This window comes from Enterococcus silesiacus (assembly GCF_001886225.1).
Taxonomy (GTDB): domain Bacteria; phylum Bacillota; class Bacilli; order Lactobacillales; family Enterococcaceae; genus Enterococcus_L; species Enterococcus_L silesiacus.
On the sequence record NZ_JXLC01000001.1, the window covers coordinates 16,639 to 41,931 of the forward strand.

19 protein-coding genes are annotated in these 25,293 nt (G+C 37.7%); 4 read left to right on the forward strand and 15 right to left on the reverse strand.

The annotated features are described in order from the left end of the window. Positions 1-147: 147 nt before the first annotated feature. From RV15_RS00095 to RV15_RS00105, 3 genes are all read right to left on the reverse strand, one after another. Entirely contained in the window at positions 148-489 is a 342-nt protein-coding gene (locus tag RV15_RS00095) for a YlbF/YmcA family competence regulator (RefSeq protein WP_071876031.1), read from the reverse strand. A 68-nt stretch (positions 490-557) separates the two neighbouring features. Then, entirely contained in the window at positions 558-2,720 is a 2,163-nt protein-coding gene (locus tag RV15_RS00100) for a PBP1A family penicillin-binding protein (protein ID WP_071876032.1), read from the reverse strand. Positions 2,721-2,988: 268 nt separating this feature from the next. Further along, on the reverse strand, positions 2,989-5,127 hold the full coding sequence (locus tag RV15_RS00105) for a MucBP domain-containing protein (protein ID WP_071876033.1): 2,139 nt from the start codon (positions 5,125-5,127) through the stop codon (positions 2,989-2,991). 484 nt (positions 5,128-5,611) lie between these two features. Here RV15_RS00105 and RV15_RS00110 point away from each other — a divergent pair, with 484 nt between their 5' ends. Beyond that, the gene (locus RV15_RS00110) at positions 5,612-6,568 is read left to right on the forward strand and encodes an endo-beta-N-acetylglucosaminidase family protein (RefSeq protein ID WP_071876034.1); all 957 of its coding nucleotides are present in this window, start codon (positions 5,612-5,614) and stop codon (positions 6,566-6,568) included. Positions 6,569-7,022: 454 nt separating this feature from the next. Further along, a complete protein-coding gene (locus tag RV15_RS00115; protein WP_071876035.1) occupies positions 7,023-7,883 on the forward strand; it encodes an RluA family pseudouridine synthase in 861 nt (286 codons plus the stop codon). Positions 7,884-7,928: 45 nt separating this feature from the next. Here RV15_RS00115 and RV15_RS00120 read toward each other — a convergent pair whose 3' ends face one another. The 5 genes from RV15_RS00120 to pepV all read right to left on the reverse strand — a co-directional run bounded on the left by RV15_RS00120 (position 7,929) and on the right by pepV (position 14,678). Then, complete coding sequence (locus RV15_RS00120) at positions 7,929-9,449, reverse strand: phosphohexomutase domain-containing protein (protein ID WP_071876036.1); 1,521 nt, start codon at positions 9,447-9,449, stop codon at positions 7,929-7,931. Positions 9,450-9,487: 38 nt separating this feature from the next. Then, positions 9,488-9,943, reverse strand: a complete 456-nt coding sequence (gene argR, locus RV15_RS00125) for an arginine repressor (protein ID WP_010763619.1) — start codon at positions 9,941-9,943, stop codon at positions 9,488-9,490. A 658-nt stretch (positions 9,944-10,601) separates the two neighbouring features. Next, a complete protein-coding gene (locus RV15_RS00130) occupies positions 10,602-12,119 on the reverse strand; it encodes an ABC transporter permease/substrate-binding protein (RefSeq protein WP_071876037.1) in 1,518 nt (505 codons plus the stop codon). A 1-nt stretch (position 12,120) separates the two neighbouring features. Then, positions 12,121-13,074 carry an ABC transporter ATP-binding protein gene (locus RV15_RS00135; RefSeq protein ID WP_071876038.1) on the reverse strand — a complete coding sequence of 318 codons (954 nt, stop codon included), beginning with the start codon at positions 13,072-13,074 and terminating at the stop codon, positions 12,121-12,123. Positions 13,075-13,262: 188 nt separating this feature from the next. Next, positions 13,263-14,678: a dipeptidase PepV gene (pepV, locus tag RV15_RS00140; protein WP_071876039.1), complete on the reverse strand. Its 1,416-nt coding sequence runs from the start codon at positions 14,676-14,678 to the stop codon at positions 13,263-13,265. Between the two features lie 151 nt (positions 14,679-14,829). On the opposite strand from pepV, the gene RV15_RS00145 reads away from it, so the two are divergent. Further along, positions 14,830-15,663: an NAD(P)H-hydrate dehydratase gene (locus tag RV15_RS00145; protein ID WP_071876040.1), complete on the forward strand. Its 834-nt coding sequence runs from the start codon at positions 14,830-14,832 to the stop codon at positions 15,661-15,663. On the opposite strand, the gene RV15_RS00150 is transcribed toward RV15_RS00145, so the two are convergent. From RV15_RS00150 to RV15_RS00170, 5 genes are all read right to left on the reverse strand, one after another. Then, a complete protein-coding gene (locus RV15_RS00150) occupies positions 15,664-16,314 on the reverse strand; it encodes a TetR/AcrR family transcriptional regulator (RefSeq protein ID WP_071876041.1) in 651 nt (216 codons plus the stop codon). It abuts the gene before it with no gap. After that, entirely contained in the window at positions 16,314-17,135 is an 822-nt protein-coding gene (locus RV15_RS00155; protein WP_071876042.1) for an ABC transporter permease subunit, read from the reverse strand. The genes RV15_RS00150 and RV15_RS00155 overlap by 1 nt, the downstream gene beginning before the upstream one ends. Further along, positions 17,132-18,019, reverse strand: coding sequence for an ABC transporter ATP-binding protein (locus RV15_RS00160; RefSeq protein ID WP_071876043.1), 888 nt, complete (start codon positions 18,017-18,019; stop codon positions 17,132-17,134). Before RV15_RS00160 ends, RV15_RS00155 begins: the two co-directional genes overlap by 4 nt. Before the next feature lie 135 nt (positions 18,020-18,154). Continuing rightward, the gene (locus RV15_RS00165; RefSeq protein WP_071876044.1) at positions 18,155-18,877 is read right to left on the reverse strand and encodes a pseudouridine synthase; all 723 of its coding nucleotides are present in this window, start codon (positions 18,875-18,877) and stop codon (positions 18,155-18,157) included. 169 nt (positions 18,878-19,046) lie between these two features. Further along, a complete protein-coding gene (locus RV15_RS00170) occupies positions 19,047-20,696 on the reverse strand; it encodes a putative polysaccharide biosynthesis protein (protein ID WP_071876045.1) in 1,650 nt (549 codons plus the stop codon). A 448-nt stretch (positions 20,697-21,144) separates the two neighbouring features. Between RV15_RS00170 and RV15_RS00175 the strand changes: the two genes are divergently transcribed. Next, positions 21,145-22,665: a UDP-N-acetylmuramoyl-L-alanyl-D-glutamate--L-lysine ligase gene (locus tag RV15_RS00175; protein ID WP_071876046.1), complete on the forward strand. Its 1,521-nt coding sequence runs from the start codon at positions 21,145-21,147 to the stop codon at positions 22,663-22,665. Between the two features lie 252 nt (positions 22,666-22,917). On the opposite strand, the gene RV15_RS00180 is transcribed toward RV15_RS00175, so the two are convergent. Together RV15_RS00180 and RV15_RS00185 are read right to left on the reverse strand one after the other, a co-directional pair. Continuing rightward, the gene (locus RV15_RS00180; protein WP_083429046.1) at positions 22,918-23,826 is read right to left on the reverse strand and encodes an AEC family transporter; all 909 of its coding nucleotides are present in this window, start codon (positions 23,824-23,826) and stop codon (positions 22,918-22,920) included. 145 nt (positions 23,827-23,971) lie between these two features. Continuing rightward, complete coding sequence (locus tag RV15_RS00185) at positions 23,972-25,174, reverse strand: multidrug effflux MFS transporter (RefSeq protein ID WP_071876047.1); 1,203 nt, start codon at positions 25,172-25,174, stop codon at positions 23,972-23,974. Between the last annotated feature and the right edge of the window lie 119 nt (positions 25,175-25,293).

The window sequence follows — 25,293 nt, forward strand, 5'->3', positions numbered from 1 at the left end:
AATTGTAAGATTTTTTGAGATTGCACTTGTTTTCATACTAGAAATAAGAGCGCTTTTTAGCCATATTATGAGCCTACAAAAAAAGCGTTTAAAGATAGCTGAAGATATTTCTTATCAACTATCTCTAAACGCTTTTATAATTATCTCTTAATCGTTATATAAATCACGAATCGGTGTCATGATGATGCGATTCAAATCATTTACAATCAAGCTAAACGCTTGTTCTTTTTGCATCAATTGGTTGATGACTTCTGCTTTTTGAACTTCCGTCGCTAAAGCTTGGGCTTTCTCAGCATCTTCTTCTGAAAATTCTTCTCCGCGCATTTGTTTTTCTTGTAATCCTTGTTGGAACGTTTGGAATTCTTTGAATAATTTGTAAGACTCTTCGTCCGCTTTTACTTCATCATAAGCTTGTTCCAACGCTTTAAATTCCTCTAAATCTCGGATTTCGCGTTCTACCTGATTGGCTGTATCATAAATATTGCTCATTCAATCTCCCTCGTTTCTATAAATTCTTCTCTTTGATTGTACCATTCTTTGATCCCTTTTCAAACCGATTATTCTCCTGTCAAACCACCGAAGAAGTCTTTCAGTCCATTTTTGGCATTGTCCCAGCCTTCTTTGATTTTGCCGCCAATATCTTTGGCCCCTTCCTTGACTTGACCACCGATATCTTTGACGCTATCTTTCCAGGCATCGTTGTTTTCATTTGTTGGCACTTCACCTGCTGGCTGTACAACACCGCCTGTGGCATACGCATCTGCTACTGTAAATGGAGTTTGCGCTGTGTATGGTAAAATCCCTTGTGTCTGGCTGCTGAACACAGTAGAAGCATGTGTCGCACTGCTGCCTTGCAAATAATGGCTTTCACTGGTCTGTTCAAAACCTAACCATGTTGCGACCACTACATCAGGTGTATAACCGACCACCCATTGGTCATTGGTTTTATCTGTATCAAAGTTGGTTTCTGTCGTTCCAGTTTTTCCAGCCATAACATACCCTGCTGGATCAGCATTGATCCCAGTTCCTGAACTAAATACGCCTAAAAGCATACTTGTCATTTGATCTGCTGTATCTTTTGTAATGACCTGTTTCGTTTTAGCGGTCGTATTATCTTCGATCACGGCACCTGTAGAATCGACGATCTTTGTGATCAAATGAGCCTCTGGTTGAACACCGCCATTAGCAAAAGCACTATAAGCATTCGCCATCGTTAACGGAGAAACCCCTGTTTTCAAACCACCAAGAGCTAAACCATAATATTTATCTTCTTTGGCTAAAGGAATCCCAAATTTTTCTGTTTTATCAAATCCTTTATCTAAACCGATTTTATGCAACGTCCAAACCGCAGGTAAATTTAAACTTTCACCTAATGCTTGATACATCGATACTTCACCACTATTAGTCCGGCTGTAGTTTTCAGCTGGGTAATAATCTTGCGGCTTGTCTTCTAGAATACTGTTAGGTTTCATTCCTGATTCTAAAGCTGGTGTATAAACTGAAATTGGTTTCAAGGATGAGCCTGGTGAACGTTTCGTTTGAGTCGCAAAGTTAAAGCCACGATACACATGCTCCCCACGTCCGCCTACGACCCCTTGGACACCACCAGTTTTTGGATCAAGTGCAACGGAGCCACTTTGAACCATTGCTCCATCTTCTGCATTCGGTGGGAATAAGGCATCATTATCGTACGTTTGTTCCATCGCTTTTTGATAGTTTTGATCTAATGCTGTATAGATTTTGTACCCTTTATTCAACAGATCTTCTTCTTTTAAACCATATTTATTGACTGCTTCATCGATGACCGCATCAAAATAATAAGGGTATCGGTAATCTGAATTTTGATCAGAATAATTGTCATTCAATATAGTATTCATATCGACACCCGCTTGAGCATCGGCTTCTCCTTGAGATAATTTGCCATTATCTACCATTAATTGTAAAACCGTATTGCGGCGATTAACTGCATTTTCAATATAGTCTAGTGGATTATAGATTCCTGGTCCTTTTAGCATCCCAACTAAAGTAGCTGCTTCACCGACCGATAACTCACTGGCGCTGATACCAAAATATTTATGAGACGCATCTTCGATTCCCCAAACACCATTACCAAAGTATGAATTGTTCAGATACATTTCTAAAATTTGCTGTTTATCGTATTTTTTTTCGATTTCGATCGCTAAGAATAACTCTCTTGCCTTACGTGTCATCGTTTGTTCTTGGGTGAGGTAGGCATTTTTGGCAAGTTGTTGAGTAATTGTACTACCTCCACCCCCGCCACCAATCATGCCGAAACTCAATTTCCCAACGACTGCCCGTAAAAGTCCTTTGATATCATAGCCATGGTGCGTTTCAAAATTTCGATCTTCCGTTGAGATCAGGGCATCTTTCACATAGGGAGAGATTTGATCGATAGTGACAAATGTTCCTTTTTGACCAAATAGCTTTCCAGCCTCATCTCCATTTTTATCATAGATGACTGTTGATTCTTCCAACCCTTTTTTCAAAGCACCGACATTCGCTGATTTAGCTAATGTAAATAGATAGATACTAGTGACTAAAACGACGACCATTCCCAAAAGCAAAATAATTTTATTGATTTGATATTTTTTCCAAATTCGCTTTCTCCAATGATGAAAACGGACGAGGTAAGGTTTGATCCAAGCCCAAAAGCGTAGAAAACCAGATTTCATTTTTCCCATAATTGTTTTAAAGTCCATAGTGCTCCCTCTTTATATAAAGTTTCTAAGCCATTTTAACACAGATTGTAGCTTTTATTCATACGTCTTTAGCATGAATAATGGGCATAGATTATGTTTTGCTTATTTTAACATGATTTTCTTTTATTTTTATGTAGAAAAGTTTAAGAATCTGTCAAGAAAATGGGCATTGTGACCTTTGAAGGCTATTTTGTTTAATTCACTATAGTTAGACAATGTATCTATGCAGATATAAATAAAGATAGTGTTCCTTCGTTCACCACTATCTTTATTTATTATTTAGAAAATGTTTATTCCAAATGAATAAGCCAGTCAATAGAATGATGATGATACTACCTAAAATAGATAATCGTTTTTCTAAGCCTTGTTTTTCTCCTGTTTTAGGAAAAGTACTTTGATAGGTAGAACCTGTTTTACTGGAATTATTCGGATTTGCTTGACTATTTTGAGTTTGATGCTTTTTATCTAAAGAATTATCTGGCTTATCATGGTTACCACTGGCTGTTTGTTTCGTATATACATAGGTTATTTTTTGAGCCTCAGCAGTGAATTTTCCAGTTGGGTTTCCTTTAATATTTTTGAAAACATACTCCTCGATAGCTAACTGCTCACTTGTATATGGGTCTCCAAGATTCCCACTCAATACTTTAACAGCTAGTTCATTGCCTTCCGTGTCTTCGTATTTTACCGTTACATCTGCTCCTTTAACTGGCGTTTTTGTGTAGATATACATTACGGTTTGAGCTTCTGACGTAAATTCCCCACTCGCATTTCCAAGGACTTCTTTAAACGTATAGCCCGGAATTTCTAATTGTTCACTTGTGTAGGTCTCTCCAAGATTCCCACTAAATATCTCAGCCGGGGCTAGCTCATTGCCTTCCGTGTCTTCGTATTTTACCGTTACTTCTGCTCCTTTAACTGGCGTTTTTGTGTAGATATACATTACGGTTTGAGCTTCTGACGTAAATTCCCCACTCGCATTTCCAAGGACTTCTTTAAACGTATAGCCCGGAATTTCTAATTGTTCACTTGTGTAGGTCTCTCCAAGATTCCCACTAAATATCTCAGCTGGGGCTAGCTCATTGCCTTCCGTGTCTTCGTATTTTACCGTTACTTCTGCTCCTTTAACTGGCGTTTTTGTGTAGATATACATTACGGTTTGAGCTTCTGACGTAAATTCCCCACTCGCATTTCCAAGGACTTCTTTAAACGTATAGCCCGGAATTTCTAATTGTTCACTTGTGTAGGTCTCTCCAAGATTCCCACTAAATATCTCAGCCGGGGCTAGCTCATTGCCTTCCGTGTCTTCGTATTTTACCGTTACTTCTGCTCCTTGGATCAGGGGTATTTGGACATCGATTGTTGCGTTTCCAGTTAATCGTCCTGCATGATTAATACTAGTATCAACAAAGCTATACTTTATTGCATACGTTTGTCCGGGAATCAGATCGTTGCCGATAAATTTACCATTTTCAAATTTAAAGTGACTAGTAGAATTTTGATAATTGACTGAAACTGGATTCCCATTGATCCCAATAATCGCTAAAGGATCTACTACTGTTTGTCCATTTTCCAAAGTTATTGTTTTAGTGATCGATTGTTTAGTGAAATTGTATTGCTTTCTTTTAGGCGAATTGTAATAGTCCAGACTAGCACTCACGTCACTGATATAATTGTTAGGCAAAACCATTCCTGTTAAATTAGGTAATGATGTAGCAAAAGCTATACTATCAATATTAGTATTTCCCATTGAGATATAGGTTAATTGCTTCAACGTACTAATCAAATTTAAATCATCTAAATTCATAAAAGTAACATAATATGCGTATAAGTCTGAAATCCCAGTAAGATATTGAATTCCTTCTAAACTTGTAAATTGTGTTTGAGTTGTTGTCCCAAAATCTAATCGGAAGATCCCTCTAATTGATGCTAATTCTTGCTTTGTAGGCGTGTAAGTTTCCCAGTCAGAAACATGATTCAATTTTTTATTAATCAGCTTTCGCAAATTTAAATCCGGAATAGTCACGGTATCAGCAAAAAGACTGGTCTTTTCTGCCTGCTCTGATTGGCTGTCGGTATAATAGTCAATCGGTGCCGAATCTTTAGTTGAATTTGGTTGATTTTGATTATCGTTGTCAGTTTCTGCTCCTTCAATACTTTCTACGGATGTATTGGTTTGAGGTTCAGGTAATTCCTTTTGTACTGTCGATTCACTTGAAATAGTGTCGGTTGAACTTTCAGCTAACGCACTATCTTGCTCAAGTGGAAGTAATTGATCAGAACTTTTATTATCAATAGTAGGATCTTCTAAACCTTGAGTAGTTACATTTGCTGCATAATTGACTGACGGCGCTACATTCATAAATACTAGACAGCTAACAGCAAGCAATACTATATTTTTATTCATGTTTCCTCCTTAAAAATTTTCCTTTATTAAATTTATATATAATTCAATAATTATACATCATATCAGTATTAACGCCTATTTTCCAAACAAAATAGGCGTATATTCATTTTTTTCTAATAAATATTTTCCCATCTTGATACCTCAACTCAAGCAACATTAGTATTCTTAATAATTGCTTTAGAAAAAAGTTACAACTTTAAACAAAATAAGACAAAGAAAATTCATATTTAGTTTGTATTATATACACATACCAACAAACAACCCTAACAAAACACTTTTTCATTTTTTAACTCCTTTTTCCCACTCTTCCCCAAAGAGTGGGTCTCTTTTTGTTCTGAGAAAATTTTCAATTAAGGCTTTAAGTCATGAAACTTCTACCTAGTTCATTTGTTTGAGTCTCTCTAATTGTTATTATAGATTTTTTTATGCTACACTTCCCTTGAAATGTAACCGTTTTACAAAAAAACAGAAGAGGAGCATTTTTATGTCTAAAAAACTAACATTTTTACTTATTCCGATTTTCTTCTTACTAAGTTTTAGTTTACTGCCTGATCAGTCAGATGCAGCACAAGCAACGCCAAAAGATCCGATCATGATGGCTTATTATCGAACTTGGCGAGACGTTACAATGCCTCACGATGCAAATTCTACATTACCTGATCAAAATGTCACTGCGATGACTGATATTCCAGATAAAGTTGATATTGTCTCTGTTTTCCATTATGTCAATCCAGGAACGAATCAACAGAAATTTTGGGATACACTGAAAGACACCTATGTTCCGACATTACATGCTCGAGGAACGCGTGTGATTCGAACGATCGATATTAGAGAAGTTTGGAATGTCCCTCATGCAGGTGCTACACCAACAACAGCTGAATATGATAAATACGCACAACAGCTCATCGATACTTATCTAACACCATGGAACTTAGATGGACTAGATGTTGATATGGAATCTAGTTTGACCGCTAAGCAAGAAGAGATGGCTGTTGGTACTTTCAAAGCCTTGTCTAAAAAATTAGGTCCAAATTCCAAGACCGGAAAGTTATTGATTTATGATACAAATAAAGATAATCACTCTTTATTTAAAAAAACAGCGCCTTACTTTGACTATTTATTTGTCCAAGCTTATGGCCGCTCTGCTGCTTCTTTAGATACTACGTGGAATACGTATAAAACTTCGATCACCCCCCAACAGTTTCTTCCTGGTATCTCTTTCCCAGAAGAACAAGATCACAATCGGTGGAATGATACTATAGAACCTTATGAAACAAGCCGTGCTTATGCTTATGCAAAATGGAATCCAAAAGATGGCCAAAAAGGCGGCATGTTCGTTTATGGAATCGATCGAGATGGCAAACAATTTGGTGATGATACAATCACCAAAACTGATTTTAGTTGGACGAAACGTTTGATCAATACGATGAAGAGTAACTAGTTAGAATTGTTTTTTGCAAAACTTAAATACTTCTTTAGAAAAGCTTTACAGTTTGAGGTAATTTAATACACAAAAAATTCATATTTAGTTTGTATTATATATGTATACCAACAAACAACCCTAACAAAACACTTTTTCATTTTTAACTCCTTTTCCCACTCTTCCCCAAAGAGTGGGTCTTTTTGTTGTGAATCACTGCGACTGACTTCGTCAGAGTAGATGATGAACAATACTTGGCGACCATAAGGAGAGAAGTTTCCTTACTTGTGAATTGCTATGAATCGTGAAAAAATGTAACTTGATAATAAACCATTGGAACATTGCTTCCTTTGGCTTCCCCTACACACAAAAATGAACAACTTCCTTACCTCCAACTTAATTCTACCTAAGCACTTGCACTTATCCTTCCATTTGTTAAACTAATAAAGAATGCTATTGAAAAGGTGGAAAACAAATGGAATTATCCATTCAATTACCTAAAAATTTTAAAGAACAAACCGTCCGAGAACTACTTGAACAAGAATGGTTAGTTCCTCGCAAAGTACGACACTTTTTGCGCACTCGAAAAAATGTCGTAGTCAACGGAGAGCCCGCATTGTTTCATTTTTCTGTAAGAAGTGGTGATACCATTACTTTACAGTTTGAACCAGAAGATTATCCAATACCCACGATTCTTTTAGGAAACAAAGCGAACATTGACGTCTTATTTGAAGATGAACATTTGATTATTTTAAATAAACCGATTGGCATGAAAACTCACCCTAATCAACCAGACGAAAATGACACGCTACTTAATCATTTAGCCGCTTACTTAGTACCTAAGAACCAAATACCGTATGTGGTCCATCGGTTAGATAAAGAAACAAGTGGTGCGATTTTATTTGCTAAAAATCCTTTCGTATTGCCGATTCTAGGACGATTACTGGAAAGTAAACAAATCTATCGGCGTTATCAAGCGGTGGTTTCAGGTCATTTAAAGGAATCGTTGACTATCCGTAAAAAAATTGGGCGTGATCGACATGATCGCCGAAAACGAGTCGTTGATGAGCGACATGGTGACATGGCTATTACTCATGTTGACATTGCGTCTTATGTGAAAAAGACCAATCAAACAACTGTTTATTGCGTTTTAGAAACTGGGCGGACGCATCAAATACGTGTACATTTAGCAAGTATTGGGCATCCAATTGTTGGTGATCCTTTGTACCATCCAAAGCCTAATGGACGCTTGATGCTGCATGCTTATGAACTGCATCTATTCCACCCATTTACTGGAGAGGCGATTGTGGCAGTTGCTGAGCCGAGTTTATGGTAAGCTAAACAAGCTAGGAGAGAGCGTTTTGTTCTTTCCTAGCTTTTATTATTTCTTCAATGATTCATTTAGTTTAGCTAAATCCAACTGTTTATATCCTTCAAAGAAACCCGCTAATTCTTTTAATACTTGGTCATTCATTCCAGCTTGATCATTTTCGACTTGTAACACTAATAATGGTTCGTGCAAACTCATCCGCAGTAAAAACCAACCACTGCCATACTCATCATAAACATTTACTCGAATTCCTTCATGATTTTCAGGATCGACTTTCATGCCTCGTTGACTCAAAACAAACCCACTTAAATCTCGAATCACTTGTTCACCGTAATCTCGGACATGACCTGCCAGAATTTCAAAGCGTAGTTCTTGGGTTTCTGCTGGCTGTTTTAACGAGCTGATCAGATCTCCTAATGTTGAGCCTTCTTTTTTTAATTTAGGCAACAACATCAGGATTTTAGCGATAACATAGGCACCATCATCTAAATAGTAGTTTTCTTTAAATGCTGCATGTCCGCTTGTTTCGATGGCTAATTGGGTGTCGATATCTTCTTCATTGAGTTCAATCATTTTATTGATTACGTTGCGATAGCCAGAAATATAGCGTACTTGTTCGCCACCTTTTGACTCGATAAACTCTTTCAGATGACTTGAGGTTGGTGAGTTTGTCACAATACTGCTGCCAGGATATTCAGCCAAAATGATTGTTGATAGGACAGCGATCAAATTATTTCGATTGATGACCTCGCCCGATGCATCTACCACTGCTGAACGGTCCACGTCCGTATCAAAAATCACTCCTAGATCGGCTTTATTTTTCAACACAGCTTGTTGGATGCTTGCCATGGCTTCCTTATTATCTGGATTTGGAATATGATTAGGGAACATGCCGTCAGGTTCTAAAAACTGCGAACCTGTGATGTCTGCTCCAAGTTTGGCTAAGACTTTTCCAGCAAAGAAGCCGCCCGCGCCATTGCCAGCGTCTACTATAATATGAAAACCAGTTAGCGGTTTTTCTTCTGCTGTTTTCATGCCTTTACGAATTTTTTCCGTTAAATCCGCGGAATAATCCTCTAAAATTGAGGTTTTAGTTACTGATCCTTCAACTTCGAGTCTAGGTTCGTCAGCGTGTTCTAAGATATACGCAATATCCGCTGTTTCTGCACCACCAGATTTAGTGAATAGCTTCAAGCCATTAAAATAATACGGCAAATGACTGGCTGTGATCATAATCGTTGCATCACAGTCATATTGTGGAAATTGAGTAGCCATAAACATGGCTGGCGTTGTCGCTAAACCAAAATCTAACACTTCAACGTTTTGCGCAACGAAGCTGTCGATCAATGCTTGTTTCAAGCTATCCGCTGAAATACGACTATCATGACCGATACCGATTTTTAAGTTCCCCGATTGATATTTTTCAGCTAAATTTTTCTCATCACGAAGCCAATGAACCATTCCTACTGCAATTTTCCCGACTTGCATTGGTGTTAAGTTCGCTGTTTTTTCCTCGTGCTCTACTGCTATTCCTCTTATATCTGACCCGTTTTGTAACGCTTTCAAATCCATGCAACCAAATCTCCCTTCATTTTTTGATTGGTTATGTTTTAATCCATCATCGCTTCAAAACGTTCAACGACGGCGATTGCGTCATCTTCCGAACGAGCAATAATAATGATTGTATCGACTCCTGCGACAGTTCCAGCAATTTCTTCATAACTGACTTCATCTAAAAAATTCGTTACGACATCGGCTGCGCCCATATCTGTATGGACGATTACCATAAATTGGACACGTTCCATGCGAATCACTGAATCTTTCACAGATTCTTTTAGCTTTTCCTCACTGCTGGATGCTTGTTGTTGCGAGAATAGGGCATACTTTACTCGACCATCTGAGCCATGCGTTTTAACGATGCTCATTTCACGTACATCTCTTGAAACAGTAGCTTGAGTTGCTTTGACACCGGATTGTTCAAGAAGTGCAATCAGGTCGTCTTGGGTTTCTATTTCATTTTCTGTGATCAGTTGCTTGATCAACCGTTGTCGGTCTGCTTTTTTCATGTTTAGCTACACTTCCTGTTTTGGTTATTTTCTTTATTATAGCGAAAGTTGGAGGAATTTGCATTTCTTTTTGGTAAAAATTACTTTATTATGAGAAAAGTAAACTATCAGCATGGAAAAAACCTTCGAGTCCGTTTGCTATTACGGACTTGAAACTTTGGTTTGTATTAGATTAGTTCTTTTGCTTAAATCATGTTTGCGTATAAATTTATATAATCAAAAAAATATATGCCTTTATTGCTTAGGAAAAGCGGTCCTTAAAAGATTTGTTAAAAGATATCGCTTCGAAAATAGTAGTCACGCTTGTGGCTTACTATATTGTCGAAGCGATTAAACTCTTTATCACTTTGATTTTTGATACAGAAAAACAGAACGAACTCGTTTAACCCTTAAAGTAAATTAGGAAAGTCATGCAATGATGCTTTTAATCTTTGTGTGACTTTATCTATTTGTCGATGGGGTTAGTTCGTGATGCTAGACAAAAAAACACTATCTTCCACGTTAAAGTAAGATAGTATCAATGCAACAATCTATCGGCTTTAGTCAACGCTCAACTAAAGAGTCAGTGTATCAGTACCGACTTTTTTTGTAATCTTATAGCTACAACAAGGAAGATGGCGATTCATCTCCCACGTTGTATTTGTTCATTTATCAGTTACTATTTTCCCAACATCTTATGCTCCGCCAAATAATCATGCGCAACCGTCGCTGGATCTTTTTGCTCCACATTGACCAGGTAATTCATCTCACTCATCTCTTCTTCCGTGATCTTACCAACCAATGGCTGCAATAATTCTTTTAATTCCGGATATTTCTCAAGTGTCTCAGTTTTCAGCAATGGCGCTCCTTGATACGGTGGAAATAGTCGTTTATTGTCTTTTAAAATCACCAAATCGTACTGTTTCAATTCACTATCGGTCGAATAAGCATCCACCACATTGACATCCCCATTATTGATCGCTTGGTAACGTAACGATGGCTCCATCGACTTGACATCGAAATTCAAGTTATACAGTTTTTGTAACCCTTTATAGCCGTCTTCACGATCAATAAATTCTAGGGTAAAACCAGCTTTTAACTGACTTTCAACTTTTTTCAAATCTTCGATTGTTTTTAGCCCATTTTCTTCCGCAAATGATCGTTTAACTGCGACAGCATAGGTATTTTCATAACGCATTGGTTCTAAATAATCCATATTTTCTTGTTTTTTGATTTGATCTCGTGCGTATTCGTACACTTCTCTTGGGTCATTAGAAGTGTTCTTATTGTCCTTCAAAAATGTTTCAAGAACGGTTCCAGTAAACTCAGGATAGACATCGATTTCACCAGATTTTAGTGCATTAAATAGGAAGCTTGTTTTCCCAAAGTTTGATTTTAAGTTTACATGGATATCGCTATTTGCTTCAATTAATTCTTTGTACATGTTAATCAAGATATCTGGCTCTGCGCCTAATTTTCCTGCAACTGTGATTTCTTTTTGTTCTGCTTCTTGGTGGGTGTAGACAAACGATCCCACTAATAAAGCTAGCAATACTATGAATGCAGCTACGATTCGCTTGACTGTTGCTTTCTCTAATAAATGGATCCCGAAGTTAAACAAGACCGCCAAGACAGCAGAAGAAATGGCACCGATCAAGATCAGGTACACATTGTTTCGATCGATCCCTAGTAAAATAAAGGTCCCTAAACCGCCTGCACCGATCAGAGCCGCAAGCGTTGCCGTACCAATGATCATGACTGTTGCTGTACGAATTCCTGAAATGATATAAGGTAAAGCCAACTGCAACTCAAATTTAATCAGTTTTTCTCTTTTATTCATCCCAAAAGCTTCGGCGGCTTCTTCTAGTGAAGGATCGATTTCGGTCAAACCTGTGTAGGTATTTTGCAAAATCGGAAATAGTGCATAAATCACTAAGGCAACGATTGCTGGCGGACTACCGATACCGATCACTGGAATCAATAAACCAAGTAACGCTAAAGATGGAATCGTTTGGAAAATCCCAGTGATTTGTAGAACAAACTCAGCGACTTTTTTATAATTCGTCAGTAAAATCGCTAATGGAATCGCTATAAGAATCGCTATCAGTAATGACAGTAACGATAGTTGGATATGCTCGACAACTGCTTGGATAAAGTCCTCTTTACGAGCAACGAATGTTTCGATCAGTTTTCCCATATTATTGATCACCTTTTTCTATCTTCGTCTCTAAGAAGCGTAAAATCGTTCGATCCGTGATTTCACCGATAGGCCCTTTCTCGTCAACTAGGACAACCGTTTTTCCATCTACAAGCAAGCGAATCACAGTTGGTAGATTGGTGCCTAAATTCACGGTTGTTTCACTATCTACTTGTCCATCTTCTATAAACCCAGATGCTAATAAATCTTCTGCGCAATAATTTTCTAAATTGGCGTGTTCATGTTGGAAGAACTGCGCTACAAATTCATTGGCCGGATGACTTTTAATTTCTTCCGGCGTATCTGTTTGAACGATTTTACCATCTTTCATCACACAAATTCGATCACCTAAAAGTAAGGCTTCATTCATATCGTGGGTCACAAAAACAACTGTGCTGGCTAGTTCTTTATGCAGTTCTTTGATTAGTAATTGCAATTGCCCTCGTGAAATCGGATCTAACGCACTAAAAGGTTCATCCATTAAAATGATATCTGGTTTGGCTGCGATCGCTCTTAAAATGCCGATACGTTGTTGTTCTCCACCAGATAATTCTGCTGGTTTCCGGTGGAGATATTCTTCTGGTGATAAACTGACTTTTCTCAGCAATTCTTCGGTTCTTTCTCGTCTTTTGGCTTTATTCCAATGCTTCATTTCTGGGATCAATTCGATGTTTTCAGCAACTGTTAAATTTGGGAATAGTGCAATTTGCTGAAGGACGTAGCCGATTGTTAAGCGTAGTTCTTTCAGATTATAATCAATCAATCTTTGATCGTTAAAATAGATATCTCCATCGGTTGGTTCAATCAAGCGATTGATCATTTTTAACGTGGTTGTTTTTCCGCTTCCACTTGGGCCGACTAAGACAAAAAATTCTCCGTCTTCAATGGAGACATCGAAATCTTCCAATACTAATTGGTCGTTGTATTTTTTTGATACGTTTTGAAAATTAATCATTTATTCACCTCATTTTTTTGTATGCATGTGCTATTTATCTTTAGGTAATCTTTCATTATTTTTAAGTATGTTTATAAGTATACTTGAAAATGTCCGATGTTTCTAACGACTTGTTTCTATTGTACAGAAAAAAACCTGACAACTGTCTGTCAGGTTTTAGATTTATTTTTAGATTATAGTAGCTAAATTTATTTCGCCAAACGATAAATCGCATCCGCATAAATAGCTGTCGCACGGAATAAATCATCCAACGCCATAAATTCATTGGCTTGGTGCATTGTATCTGTATAGCCTGGGAACATTGCGCCATACGCCACACCACGTTTTAGTAAACGTCCGTAAGTTCCGCCACCGATGATTTGTTCATGACCTTTTTGACCCGTATGATCTTCGTAAACTTGTAACAACGTTTCAACCAATGGATCATCCGCTGGCACATAATGTGGTTCTTGATTGCGTCCGCCTTGAACGATTTCTGCACCAATCCCGCCTGCTGTAGATGTCACACCAGCTTCTAAATCAGCGGCTGTTGTACCTTTAGGGTAACGGAAATTCAGGCTCATAAAGTTGCCTTCTTCAGCACCTTTTTTGAAGATGAATAAACCAGCGTTCATTGTCAATTTACCCATTTTAGCATCTTCAAAAGCGACGCCTAATTTTTCACCATAGAAATCTTCGTGAACAAGTGTTGCTGCCACTTGGATAAATTCTTTCGCTGCCCCAGCAAATCCATAACTGTTTAGGAATACTGCTAAGAATGTCGCCGCATTGATCCCAGATTGCGGGCTAGCGCCGTGTGCGCCTTTCCCGACAACTTTGAGCGTTACAGTTGTACCATTTGCTTCTAACTCACCAGAAATCGGTTCTTCATCGACAAAAACGCTAAATGCGCCTTGCATTTTTTCAGCCGCTTCGGCAGTTGGAACAGTGATCACAGCCGTTGCTGTACCTGGAACCATATTTTCACGTAAACCAGCGTTAAAGCTTTCTAAATCATATTCACCTTCGCTTGATCCGCCAAAACGAGCGTATAATGATACATTCCCTTTTTCACCATTGATGATCGGAAATTCTGCATCAGGAGAGAAACCAAAGTCAGGTTTTTCTTCGTGCTTGAAGTAATAATCCATATCGCCCCAGCCGCTTTCTTCGTCACTACCTACGACAAAACGAACTTTTTTAGATAATGGTACACCTAAATCTTTGATGATTCTTAATGCATAATAAGCCGCCATACTTGGGCCTTTATCATCACTTGAACCACGGGCAAAGATTTTCCCGTCTTTAATTACTGGCTCATACGGGTCTGTAGACCAACCGTCTCCAGCAGGTACAACGTCCATATGCCCGAAAATCCCTAATGTTTCATCGCCTTCACCATACTCGATATGTCCAGCGTAGTTATCAACGTTTTTCACAACAAATCCATCACGTTCGCCATACGCTAACATATGTTTTAAGCCAGCAACAGGTCCTGGTCCAAATGGTGCATCTGGTGTTACTTTTGAGTCATCACGCTCGCTATTGATACGTAATAAATTTTGTAAATCTTCTAATAGCGCATCTTTACGTGCGTCTACTTCTTTTTGCCAATCAATTGTCATTTTTTAGTCACTCCAATTCATTATTCTACCTTCCCATCATACCACTAACTGGCTTAAAAGAAAAAGGCAGGAACAGTTTTTTCTGTAATATTTTGCGCTTCATTCGAAACAGATTTATACTGAAGGTAAATCACTCAAGGAGGAAATCTAGATGAAGGAACTATCACAAGAAAATCTGACTGCGGTGATCCAAGCTCGCCCGCAAGATTCTCACAAAGGAACCTTTGGGCGATCGGTATTGATTGGTGGAAATGAAACGTATGGCGGAGCAATCATCATGAGTGCAGAAGCTTGTGTCAAAGCGGGGTGCGGTTTAACTTCAGTCATTACAGCAGAAAAAAATCACACCGCCCTTCATGTTCGTTTACCTGAAGCGATGGTGCTGGATTGGACGATCAGCCAAGCATTCAGTGACTTAATTGATACAGCGGATGTCATTTTGATTGGACCTGGTTTAGGTTTAACTACGCATAGTCAACAAATTTTAGCCAAAGTCTTACAACAGCAACAGTCATCACAATGGCTCGTGATTGATGGATCAGCCATTACCTTATTCGCTCAAAATAATTATTCCTTAAACTATCCAAAACAAGTAGTATTCACACCACATCAAATGGAGTGGCAACGGTTAAGTGGACTTGAAATCATTGAGCAAACCGTTGCAAACAATCAAGCTATTCAAAAGCAGTTGGGGGCAACGATTATTTTAAAAAGCCATCGGACAGAAATTTATACGGCCTCTTCACACTATAGAAATCCTCTAGGAACTCCAGCTATGGCAACTGGCGGAATGGGTGACACACTTGCAGGGATGATCACTGGCTTTCTAGCTCAGTTTCAAGACAAAGAAGCAGCTCTTTGTGCTGCTGTTTATCTTCATAGTTTCATTGGAGAAGCGTTGGGGAAAGAAAAGTATGTGGTGTTGCCAACTGAAATCAGCAAAAACTTACCTTATTACATGAAACAAGCAGAGGAGAAACGATAATCATTTTTCCTCTGCTTTATTTTCTAGAAATCCTGTTTGTAAAATCTTCATATAAATCTCTGCTCGTTCAGTTAAAAACTGCATTTGTTTGACCTCTGTTACTTCTGGGTGAGCTCTTATAAACTGCAAACTCTCCACAGAAATTTGGTTAACAACACCTAATACTAGCTGAACAACATCTTGCTGTGCAAGCTCTTTTTTTATCGGTAATTGTTCAACGATGCTCGGCAAAAGCTGATTCGCAATTTTCATATTTCCATCCATATATCGCGCTAACTTCACTTGAATTGTCTCAGGCAAGCTATGCTTTTGTGTATATGCCGCAATCAGCAAATGAAGATGATCAGGATATTCCTGTTCTAATTTTATTTTATACCGAGTCGATACGACAACGACTTCTACCAAGTTCATATACTGCTTTGTAAATAAATCGTTTGATTGTTCATTTAAAAAATCAATCACACCACTGATCGTTCGTTCATACAGCACTTGTTTTTTACCAAAATAGTGGAAAATCAATCCTTTAGAAACGCCAGCATCACGCGCTATTTCATCTGTATTTGCCTTTTGGTAGCCATAAGTTGCGAACCGCTTTAATGCCGCTTGTAAAATTCGCTCGTATTTTTGTTGATCGATGTTGATTTCTTTCACTAGACTATCAAATCCTTCCGTTGGTAAACCATATACGTTCCGCCTAGGAATAAAACAATCAGGATACTCAATAAAATGACATGTCCAGCAGATAATCCCTTATCCAGCAAGTTACTGGGAATCCCCATATGTGTGGGAGAAATATTCTTTGCCCAGCTAAATGAATCATTCAAATCAGAAAAAATTCCAATTAAATAAAAACCAAAAACAATACCTAATGAAACACTGGTGCTTTGTTTGCTGGATTTTAAAAATGTAGAAACAAAAAAACCCAGCGTTAGGAAAAATAGTAAAATCAAACTTTCTTGCATAAAGATCTTACTAATTTCTCTAGTGATCGTCGCAACAGAATCAGTTGATTGACGATAGAGTAAGGTGGAGCCTACAGAAACACCAAATGAGATCAACCAAAATGCTGCTAAAATAAATAGATTTCCTATGAATTTACTCGTAACGATTCCTTTGCGTGTCACAGGCTGCGCATATAAGAACTCAATCGTGCCATCAGTCTCTTCTTTAATCAGTGCTTGGCTTCCGAGCATCATGGCATAAATGGACGCTGCCAAAAACATATATTGAAAATAGTACCCGAAAAAACCAGTAGCTACTAAAAAGCTTGTTTGTCCGTTTACGCTAATATTGAATGTTTTTAATAAAGCCGGAGATAGACCCCCTAGTTTCGCACCTAAAAGATCTTCCATCGCTGAACTGTGCATTTGAGGATAGACTGCGCTAAAGCCAAAAATAATCACAGCAAATAAAATAGTCCAAATAATCAACCCTTTTAGCAAAGACTTGCTTTCGATTTTAGCTGTAATCATTGTCCATCGCCTCCTTCATATAACGCCATAAATTGATCTTCCAGTTCAGGATTTGTGACCGTAAAATCTTGAATCGAAGGATCAGCTAACAGCGGCAACACTTTATGTAGATCCCCTTCATATAGCAAGCGTGTCTCATTTCCTTGATGTTTTAAAATAGCCGCACCGATTTTTTCAAATAAGGATAGTGGGATATGATCTCCAGTCAATGTGATAACCTTACCTAACGCTTTTTCTTTAGTAATATCTTGTACCGTAATAATTTCCCCTTGGCGAATAAACGCGGCCCGATGTGCGTGTTGTTGGACTTCATTTAAATCATGGCTGGATAAAAAGATCGTCATGCCTTTTTGATTGTATTTTTCCAGCTCTTCAAACAAGCGATGCTGCATCAGTGGGTCTAAGCCATTCGTCGGTTCATCTAGAATCAATAATTCCGGATTAGGTAAAATCCCTGCTGTGATCGCGATTTTCTTTTTATTCCCTAAAGACAGATCAGACATTTTTTTCTTAGCATCGATATCGAACAACTCAATAAAGTAATCGATTTGCTGTTTACTATTTTTTAGTTGATGAAATTCAGCTACATACTTAAGCACTTCAAGTGTAGTCATGTTAGGATAAAAACGGACATCACTTGAGACATAGCCTGTTCGTTTGCGAATTTCTTTAGCATCTTTAATACTATCCAAGCCCAGTAAAGTAGCCGCTCCTTGATCTGGATAAATAAAATTCAGCATCGCTTTGATCGTTGTTGATTTCCCTGCACCGTTTGGTCCGATAAAACCATAAATTTCCCCTTTTTCTACAGATAGAGCTACTTGATCGATGGCTGGTTGTTTTTTATATAGTTTAGTCAATCCTTTAAGTTCAATCGCCTTCATTTGATTACTCCTCCTCATTGACTCCTTAGTCAATTGAAGTATATACCTGTATTGCCCTACTAGTCAAAGAAAATACAAGTGGACGTGATTACTTTAATGCAGGTAACCTCGTTCACTTGTATTTTGATATGATTTTTAATTATTCATCGTTAATCCTTCAAGTTCTTTTTCGGTTAAAGCTCTGTATTCTCCAAGCGCCAATTCCTCATCCAAGCATAGATTTCCCATCCGCAATCGCTTTAGATAAACAACTTTTTTATCTACGGCTTCAAACATCCGTTTTACTTGATGAAATTTTCCTTCTTGAATGATCAAACGAATTTCTGATTGATCCTCTTTCTCATTTATAGAGTCAATCATTAGCTTACTTGGTTTGACCAACTCTTTGTTGGTTAACGCAAATCCAGCTGCAAATTGAAGAATATCATCTTTCGTTACGATCCCTTGAACAGTTGCAAGGTATTCTTTATCAACATGCTTTTTAGGAGATAGTAATTGATGCGCTAGTTGCCCATCATTTGTCAATAGTAGCAACCCTTCAGTATCTTTATCCAAACGACCAACAGGAAATAAATCCTCTCGATAATCTTCATCCCGCAACAGGTCGATCACTGTTTGATCCCATTTATCTTCTGTTGCTGAAATCACCCCTTGAGGCTTATGCAGCATATAGTAGTAGTATTGTTGATAAGTTAGTTCTTCTCCTGCAAACTTAATGATATCTTGTTTTTCAGCGATTTGAGTTTTACCGTCTTTGACGACTTGATCATTTACAGTTACTAGACTTTTTTTCAATAGCTGTTTGACTTCTTTACGACTGCCAATACCTGTTTCAGCAAGAAATTTATCTAAACGCATATGCTCCTCCTTAAATTATAGGTAACAAGGTTCCCTTTCACCTTGTACCAAGCCTTTTCGTACGACGAATAAACGCAGAAGCAAGCAGCATCTACTCCTAATGTCATTATGTTCCTCAACATGTTTCAAATCAAATAGCGGAGCATTACGCCCCGCTATTTGGTTGGTTCTATTTTATTTTCAATTTACGGCGAATTTTACCTATTTTTGCGCCTAATAGTTTGTCTGCTAAGCGCAGTTTCAATGTGATATAGCCATAAACTGCTCCACCAAATGCTGCTACGATCAGAATGATCACAAAGGATTGGAATTTACTTGTTGGATCTAAGAATAGATACAAGAATTGTCTCATCACGATTGCTGCGATCATCATTACTAATGTGATCAAGAAAATCAATAACCCACGTCGTAAAGTTAACCCCAAATTAAAATGGCTGACTTTTTTGATTCTTCTCATGATCAACACACACGATAAAGTAAAACCGATCATCGTTGCAATCAGTGGACCATATACTTCAAATAGTCGCACACTTGGATATTGAATGAGCAATTTCACTGCTAGTCCTAAACCAAAGTACTTGATTGCAGCTTTATTCTCATACATCCCCATCAACATTGTAGACGACAACATATAAAGTCCCATAAACAAACCTGCAAAACATGCCTGGATCAAGACCGACACACCTAAAGCATCTGGGACATAAAACATTGTATAAAGTGGTTTTGCCAAAACAATCATACCAAACGTTGCAGGCAACATCACAAACATAAATAACTGTAAATTATTACTGATCAACTTCGACAAATCCCGATATTTTTTCAACGTAATCGCTTCTGTAATCAAAGGTAGTCCAGTGGCTGAGATCGAGGTTGCTAAAGCAATCACGACCATTGTTAGTTTATCTGGATTCGCATTAAAAATCGCAAACAGTGTGCGTAATTGACTGCCTGAATATGCGGTAAATGTATTCATAAAATTAGAAAAAGTAAATTGATCGACTAATTTAAAGACTGTCACACCTGATCCAACGATGATAAAAGGAATCGCTTCTTTTAATGTTTCTGTTAATAAATCTCTCGTTGAAGCCTCGTGTTCATTAGCACTATGCGCCTCAAGATAATCGAACATTGGTTTTTGTTTACGAATATAGAAGAATAAAACAACAAAACTAGCGAGCATTCCAATAAATGCAGCAAGTGTCGATTGCGTTACTGCATCGACATAATTCCCCTCATAAACTTTCATGATGATGAATGCGGTCAATAGCATATAAAACACGCGGGCGACTTGTTCAACGATTTGTGATAAAGCAAAGGGCATCATATCTTGATTCCCTTGGAAATAGCCACGAACCACGCTCATACAAGGAAAAATCAACACTGCTAAACTTAATGCACGCATTGTTGGGACCAATTCTGTTCCACCACCTGACCATTTTGCCAGTAATGGTGAAAAAAGATACATGATGATTGCAGAAATAGCCCCTAAAGTAGCCATTAATTGAAGTGCTTTGTAAAAAAGGCGACGACTGATCTTATATTCATTCAATGAATTGTAGTAAGAAGTCTGCTTTGCAATTGCTCCAGGAATTCCTGCTGTAGAAATTAATAAAAAGAGAGCATATATAGTATACCCCATTGAAGATAAAGCGTTTGCTTCATTGGCGTGCTCTCCCATCCATGCATACCATGGGATAATATAGACCGCACCCAACAAACGAGAAATTATATTACTAGCTGTCATCCAAGCAGATCCTCTAACCATTTTTTCTTGGTTAGTTAAGATCGGTTGATCAGCAGGATTTGGTTGATTTATCATTTAACTCCTCCAACTTTCTTTGAACATGCTTTCTTTATTTTAATTGTTAAACCAAGTATATGCAACGACTTTCTTGAATAAATTAACTAATTTATATTTTGCCTGTATATTTCTTAAAAAAACGTTAGTTATCATTATAAAAATATCTAAAAATCAAAGAACATCTCCCGTTGCAATTATTTCTTTTTTGCCTATATTTAAGGAATAAAGTGTTGTTTCGACCCTTTATTTTTTCTTTATTTCTTTATTTACATTAAATACACAATATATATTATTGTTATTTTAAAAGTTTCCTAACCTACTAAAATTGATCCTTTATCTTAATGATTTTTTCATCCCTCAACCAAGCATCTTGAAGTTTTGTCGTTTAAATTGTATGATGAATTTCTAAAGTTTTCTATCCAAAAATGTTACATTCAGATTTTAGATACCGCTTGGAGGCATAATGATGACTATTTCTTTAAAAAAAATCCGTGAATGTTTACTTAAAGAACACCTTTTAAAAGAATTTATTTCAGCAGAGGGCTGGTCTTTGACCTTGCCGACCTCATTGAATGATAAAATGTTTGACACACTTTCTTATGATTCCCGTGCAGTAAACAAAGAGACGCTTTTCTTCTGCAAAGGACTAAATTTCAAATCCGTTTATTTAGAACAAGCCGTTCATTCTGGTCTGGAGGTTTATGTAGCAGAGCAGCCTTATGATAACGTCTCAGCAGAACTTGGGATCATTGTGACTGACATCAAGAAGGCGATGGCTATCTTAAGCATGGCTTTTTATGACTATCCACAAAACAAATTAAAACTAATCGGATTTACTGGTACCAAAGGGAAAACAACAGCTGCTTATTTCACTAAATTTATTTTAGATCAGACAACCAATAAAAAAACAGCGATGCTGTCTACAATGAACTCTACCTTAGACGGTCAAACATTTTTTAAATCTCATTTAACTACACCAGAATCTCTTGATCTTTATAAAATGATGGCTGAAGCGGTTGACAATAAGATGACTCACTTTATTATGGAAGTATCATCACAAGCCTATAAAACCAATCGTGTCTATGGTTTATTTTTTGATGTGGGTATTTTCCTAAATATTACACCTGATCATATCAGTCCGATTGAGCACCCAACTTTTGACGATTATTTTTACTGTAAACGTCAATTAATCAAGCACTCAAAGACGATCATCTTAAATCATGAATCTGATTACTTTCAATTATTAAAAGAAACAGCTGAGCTCCACAAAGTACCCTATATCGTTTATGGCAATCAACAATCAGCAGAAACTGATTATAGTTATCACACAAGCATCGATGATTCATTGGCTTTTTCTATCAAAGCTACAAAGGATACCTTATCTGTCACCGGTGACTATCAATTGCGCTTAGGCGGTGATTTCAATAAAGGCAATGCATTAAGTGCAGTTCTTGCCAGTGCTTTAGTCGGAGCTGTGCGTAGTGATTGTCAACAAGGTATCAAAGAAACGACCGTCCCTGGCCGTATGGAGTTGTTAACCAATATAAATGGCGCCAAAATCTATGTCGATTATGCACACAATTATGACAGTTTAAAGAATCTTCTAGCCTTTGTCAAAGAAGAACATCCTAATGGTCGCCTGCTTGTTCTTATCGGCAGTACTGGAAATAAAGCGATCTCCAGACGTAAAGATTTCGGAACCGTTTTATCTGAACTGGCAGATGTCGCGATTTTAACGACCGATGATCCAGCTGATGAAGATCCAATGATGATCTGTCAAGAGATCCAAAGCTACATCACAACAGATATTCCTGTTGAAATCATCGTTGATCGTAGTGAAGCAATCAAGGAAGCTCTAGCAATGAGCCAACCGACAGATGCTGTGATTCTAGCCGGTAAAGGCGCTGATCTATACCAAAAAGTCAGCGGAGAGGATACACCTTATGAAGGCGATTTCCAAATAGCGGAGCGCTTGATTGTTAACTGATTGAAAACAGGCAAAGGAACGACCGTAACAATCTACTTTTTTCCAAACATTTAGAGGATGGGACAGAAGTGTTTAATCCCGAGAAATAAGAAGGAATTCACGAAAATTGTTTTTCAAATTTTTGTGAATTTCAGCTTATTTCCGAAGGAGTTGCTTCTGCTCCCACCGTTTATTCGGATTCCTTGAGGCTGGGATGTAACTCATAGAGTTATAGCCCAGCCTCTTTTTTAATTCTAAACCTATTTTCCATTTTTACCCCATCAACATCATCACAAACGTCATCAATACTAAGCTGATCAGAATACTTATAGACGAAGTAAATCCGACCGTTTCTTCCGGCATTCCGGCTTTGACACTGTTGATCACCGAAAATGTAGGCATCGGTGCCACACTTAATACAACTAAAACTACCCGCAGCAAAGGACTTAGCGGAATGACAAAAGCAAAGAGTAGGGCAAAGAAAATGCCACATAAATAACGCCAAACTAACACTTCTTTAACTAAGTGCATGGCTTTTTTAGGCAAGCGCAATTCAAAATACAAACCAAGCATAAACATCGATAAAAAGCCATTCGCTTTAGCGACCATTTCTAATATCCCTAAAACCTCTACAGGAAGCCCAACCTGACCGATTCGTAATAAGAGCATGATCATATAGACAGTAAAAGGAGCGGACTTAAATAAAGATAAAACAATTTTTTTCAAGGTCGTCTCTTCCTTGGTTCCAACCATTTTATCGATCAACAAGGTGCTTCCACCTGTCAGCATCACACTATTTCCTATATCAAACATCAATAAAAACGGGACTGCTAGGGGATAAAAGCCTTGTATAAATGGCAAACTAAAATTACCGATATTATATCCTGACATTGAGTACATCTGAAATTTTTGTTCTAAGACAGGTCGTTTTTTACTTGCTCGGCTACCGATCATAATCACCAAAATATTCAAGATAATGCCCATCACTAGTAAAAAAAATAACGTTTCAGAAACCACAACACTAGCTAAGCTAACGATTACCGTTGCCGGCAAAGTAATGTTTACAATAATAACAGATAGCGTACCACCATCCGCTTTACTCAACAGACCAATTCGTTTCATTAAATAACCCAAAAATATCACAAAACAAAATCCGATTGCCTGTAGTAAAATTTCTCTCACGTTACTCCCCCTCACTTTTCACTTCCACATTAGAGTATAGCAAAAAATTTATCGTTTACAGATTCTCTCAAAAAAACACTCACTCAAAAAACATCCACGCAATTTTTTACGCAGATGATTTTTGAGTCATTTTTAAATCACTTTTTTAGCTCTGATTGGCCTTGGGTAGTAAAAACTTTCGTGTTAAATAAAACATCACGCTACCAAGCACAAGAAAATACAGCGGCATCGCCAGCAACGTTCCATTATGAAATTTACTCATGCCAAATGTAAACAAGCTAACTAGCAAATAATAGCCTAAACTAAAGATCGCTCCAGCTGTTCCAATCACATCCTGAAAATCGACCAATGCTAAACTAAGACAATTAGGCAAAGCCGTTCCCATTCCAGTCAGCATGATAAACAGTCCCAACAGTATCAGCCAAAACTGAAGCATTTCTGGAAAAACAGTGACTACACTGGCAAACAGCAAAAACACTACACCAAGCAACATATTTCCGATTCCAATCAGAATAATTTTTTCTGGCTGATAAATCGTCAACAATCGTTTGGACAATAATGAGCCTAAAATTGAAGCACTAGCTACACCAATTCCTAAAAAGCCATACATTGCGGTTGATAAATGAAACTGTTCAATAAAAATAAACGGCGCCTCTGCGTAATAGCTGAATAATATGCCATTAATCGCCCCAATTAAAAAACCATAAGTCAAAACCTTCTGATTTGTTAACAAGCGTTTGCAGATTGGTACTAATTTTATCGATACTCGTTGATTTACTTCAAGTGTTTCTGGTAAACGTAAAAATGCGTAGCAAAAAATCAAAATACTCATCAACACTAGTACAAAGAAAACAGCTCGAAAACCAAAAGACTGATCAACAATCCCGCCAATCAATGGACCTATCGCTGGAGTGAACGCCAGTGCTGCTGATATTTGTGCAAATAGTGCATGACGCTGATTACCAGAGTAACTTTCCCGTAGTATCGTCTGAGTCACAACGGAACCGGTACTTGCTCCAAACGCTTGAACAAATCGCGCTAGCAGCAAAACCTCGATCGTTGGTGCTCGAAAACAAAGAAAGCTGCCGAGTCCATAAAATAACAAGCCAAACAACAGTGCTTTCCGTCGTCCGATAAAATCAGACAACCAGCCCCAAAAGAATACCCCTAAAGCAAAGGCTAAAAAATAGATACTCAACGTTAGTTGGACCGTTGCCATCGATACCTGAAAATCATAGGCAATATCCGGCAATGACGGTGTAAAAATCGTTTCACTGATTTGTGGGAAACCAACCAAAACAATCAATAATAATAAAGATGGTACACGAGTTTCGATGCTTTTTTTCAAAAGAAAATCCTCCTAAATTAAAAGCGGAATGGGCTCGTTCAGCTCCGACTGAAAAATAGGAAAACATGACTGAGGTGCTTTTGCCTCATTCAGGTTTTATCTTTTTTCCGAGGCGCTAG

Bases quoted from the DNA above. Each gene is read 5' to 3' on its own strand.
- RV15_RS00155 (WP_071876042.1), bottom strand. From the start codon at position 17,135: ATGATTACAGCTAAAATCGAAAGCAAGTCTTTGCTAAAAGGGTTGATT.
- RV15_RS00170 (WP_071876045.1), bottom strand. From the start codon at position 20,696: ATGATAAATCAACCAAATCCTGCTGATCAACCGATCTTAACTAACCAA.
- RV15_RS00175 (WP_071876046.1), top strand. From the start codon at position 21,145: ATGACTATTTCTTTAAAAAAAATCCGTGAATGTTTACTTAAAGAACAC.
- pepV (WP_071876039.1), bottom strand. From the start codon at position 14,678: ATGACAATTGATTGGCAAAAAGAAGTAGACGCACGTAAAGATGCGCTA.
- RV15_RS00095 (WP_071876031.1), bottom strand. From the start codon at position 489: ATGAGCAATATTTATGATACAGCCAATCAGGTAGAACGCGAAATCCGA.
- RV15_RS00160 (WP_071876043.1), bottom strand. From the start codon at position 18,019: ATGAAGGCGATTGAACTTAAAGGATTGACTAAACTATATAAAAAACAA.
- RV15_RS00135 (WP_071876038.1), bottom strand. From the start codon at position 13,074: ATGATTAATTTTCAAAACGTATCAAAAAAATACAACGACCAATTAGTA.
- RV15_RS00100 (WP_071876032.1), bottom strand. From the start codon at position 2,720: ATGGACTTTAAAACAATTATGGGAAAAATGAAATCTGGTTTTCTACGC.
- RV15_RS00120 (WP_071876036.1), bottom strand. From the start codon at position 9,449: ATGGATTTGAAAGCGTTACAAAACGGGTCAGATATAAGAGGAATAGCA.
- RV15_RS00165 (WP_071876044.1), bottom strand. From the start codon at position 18,877: ATGCGTTTAGATAAATTTCTTGCTGAAACAGGTATTGGCAGTCGTAAA.
- argR (WP_010763619.1), bottom strand. From the start codon at position 9,943: ATGAAAAAAGCAGACCGACAACGGTTGATCAAGCAACTGATCACAGAA.
- RV15_RS00110 (WP_071876034.1), top strand. From the start codon at position 5,612: ATGTCTAAAAAACTAACATTTTTACTTATTCCGATTTTCTTCTTACTA.
- RV15_RS00130 (WP_071876037.1), bottom strand. From the start codon at position 12,119: ATGGGAAAACTGATCGAAACATTCGTTGCTCGTAAAGAGGACTTTATC.
- RV15_RS00105 (WP_071876033.1), bottom strand. From the start codon at position 5,127: ATGAATAAAAATATAGTATTGCTTGCTGTTAGCTGTCTAGTATTTATG.
- RV15_RS00145 (WP_071876040.1), top strand. From the start codon at position 14,830: ATGAAGGAACTATCACAAGAAAATCTGACTGCGGTGATCCAAGCTCGC.
- RV15_RS00115 (WP_071876035.1), top strand. From the start codon at position 7,023: ATGGAATTATCCATTCAATTACCTAAAAATTTTAAAGAACAAACCGTC.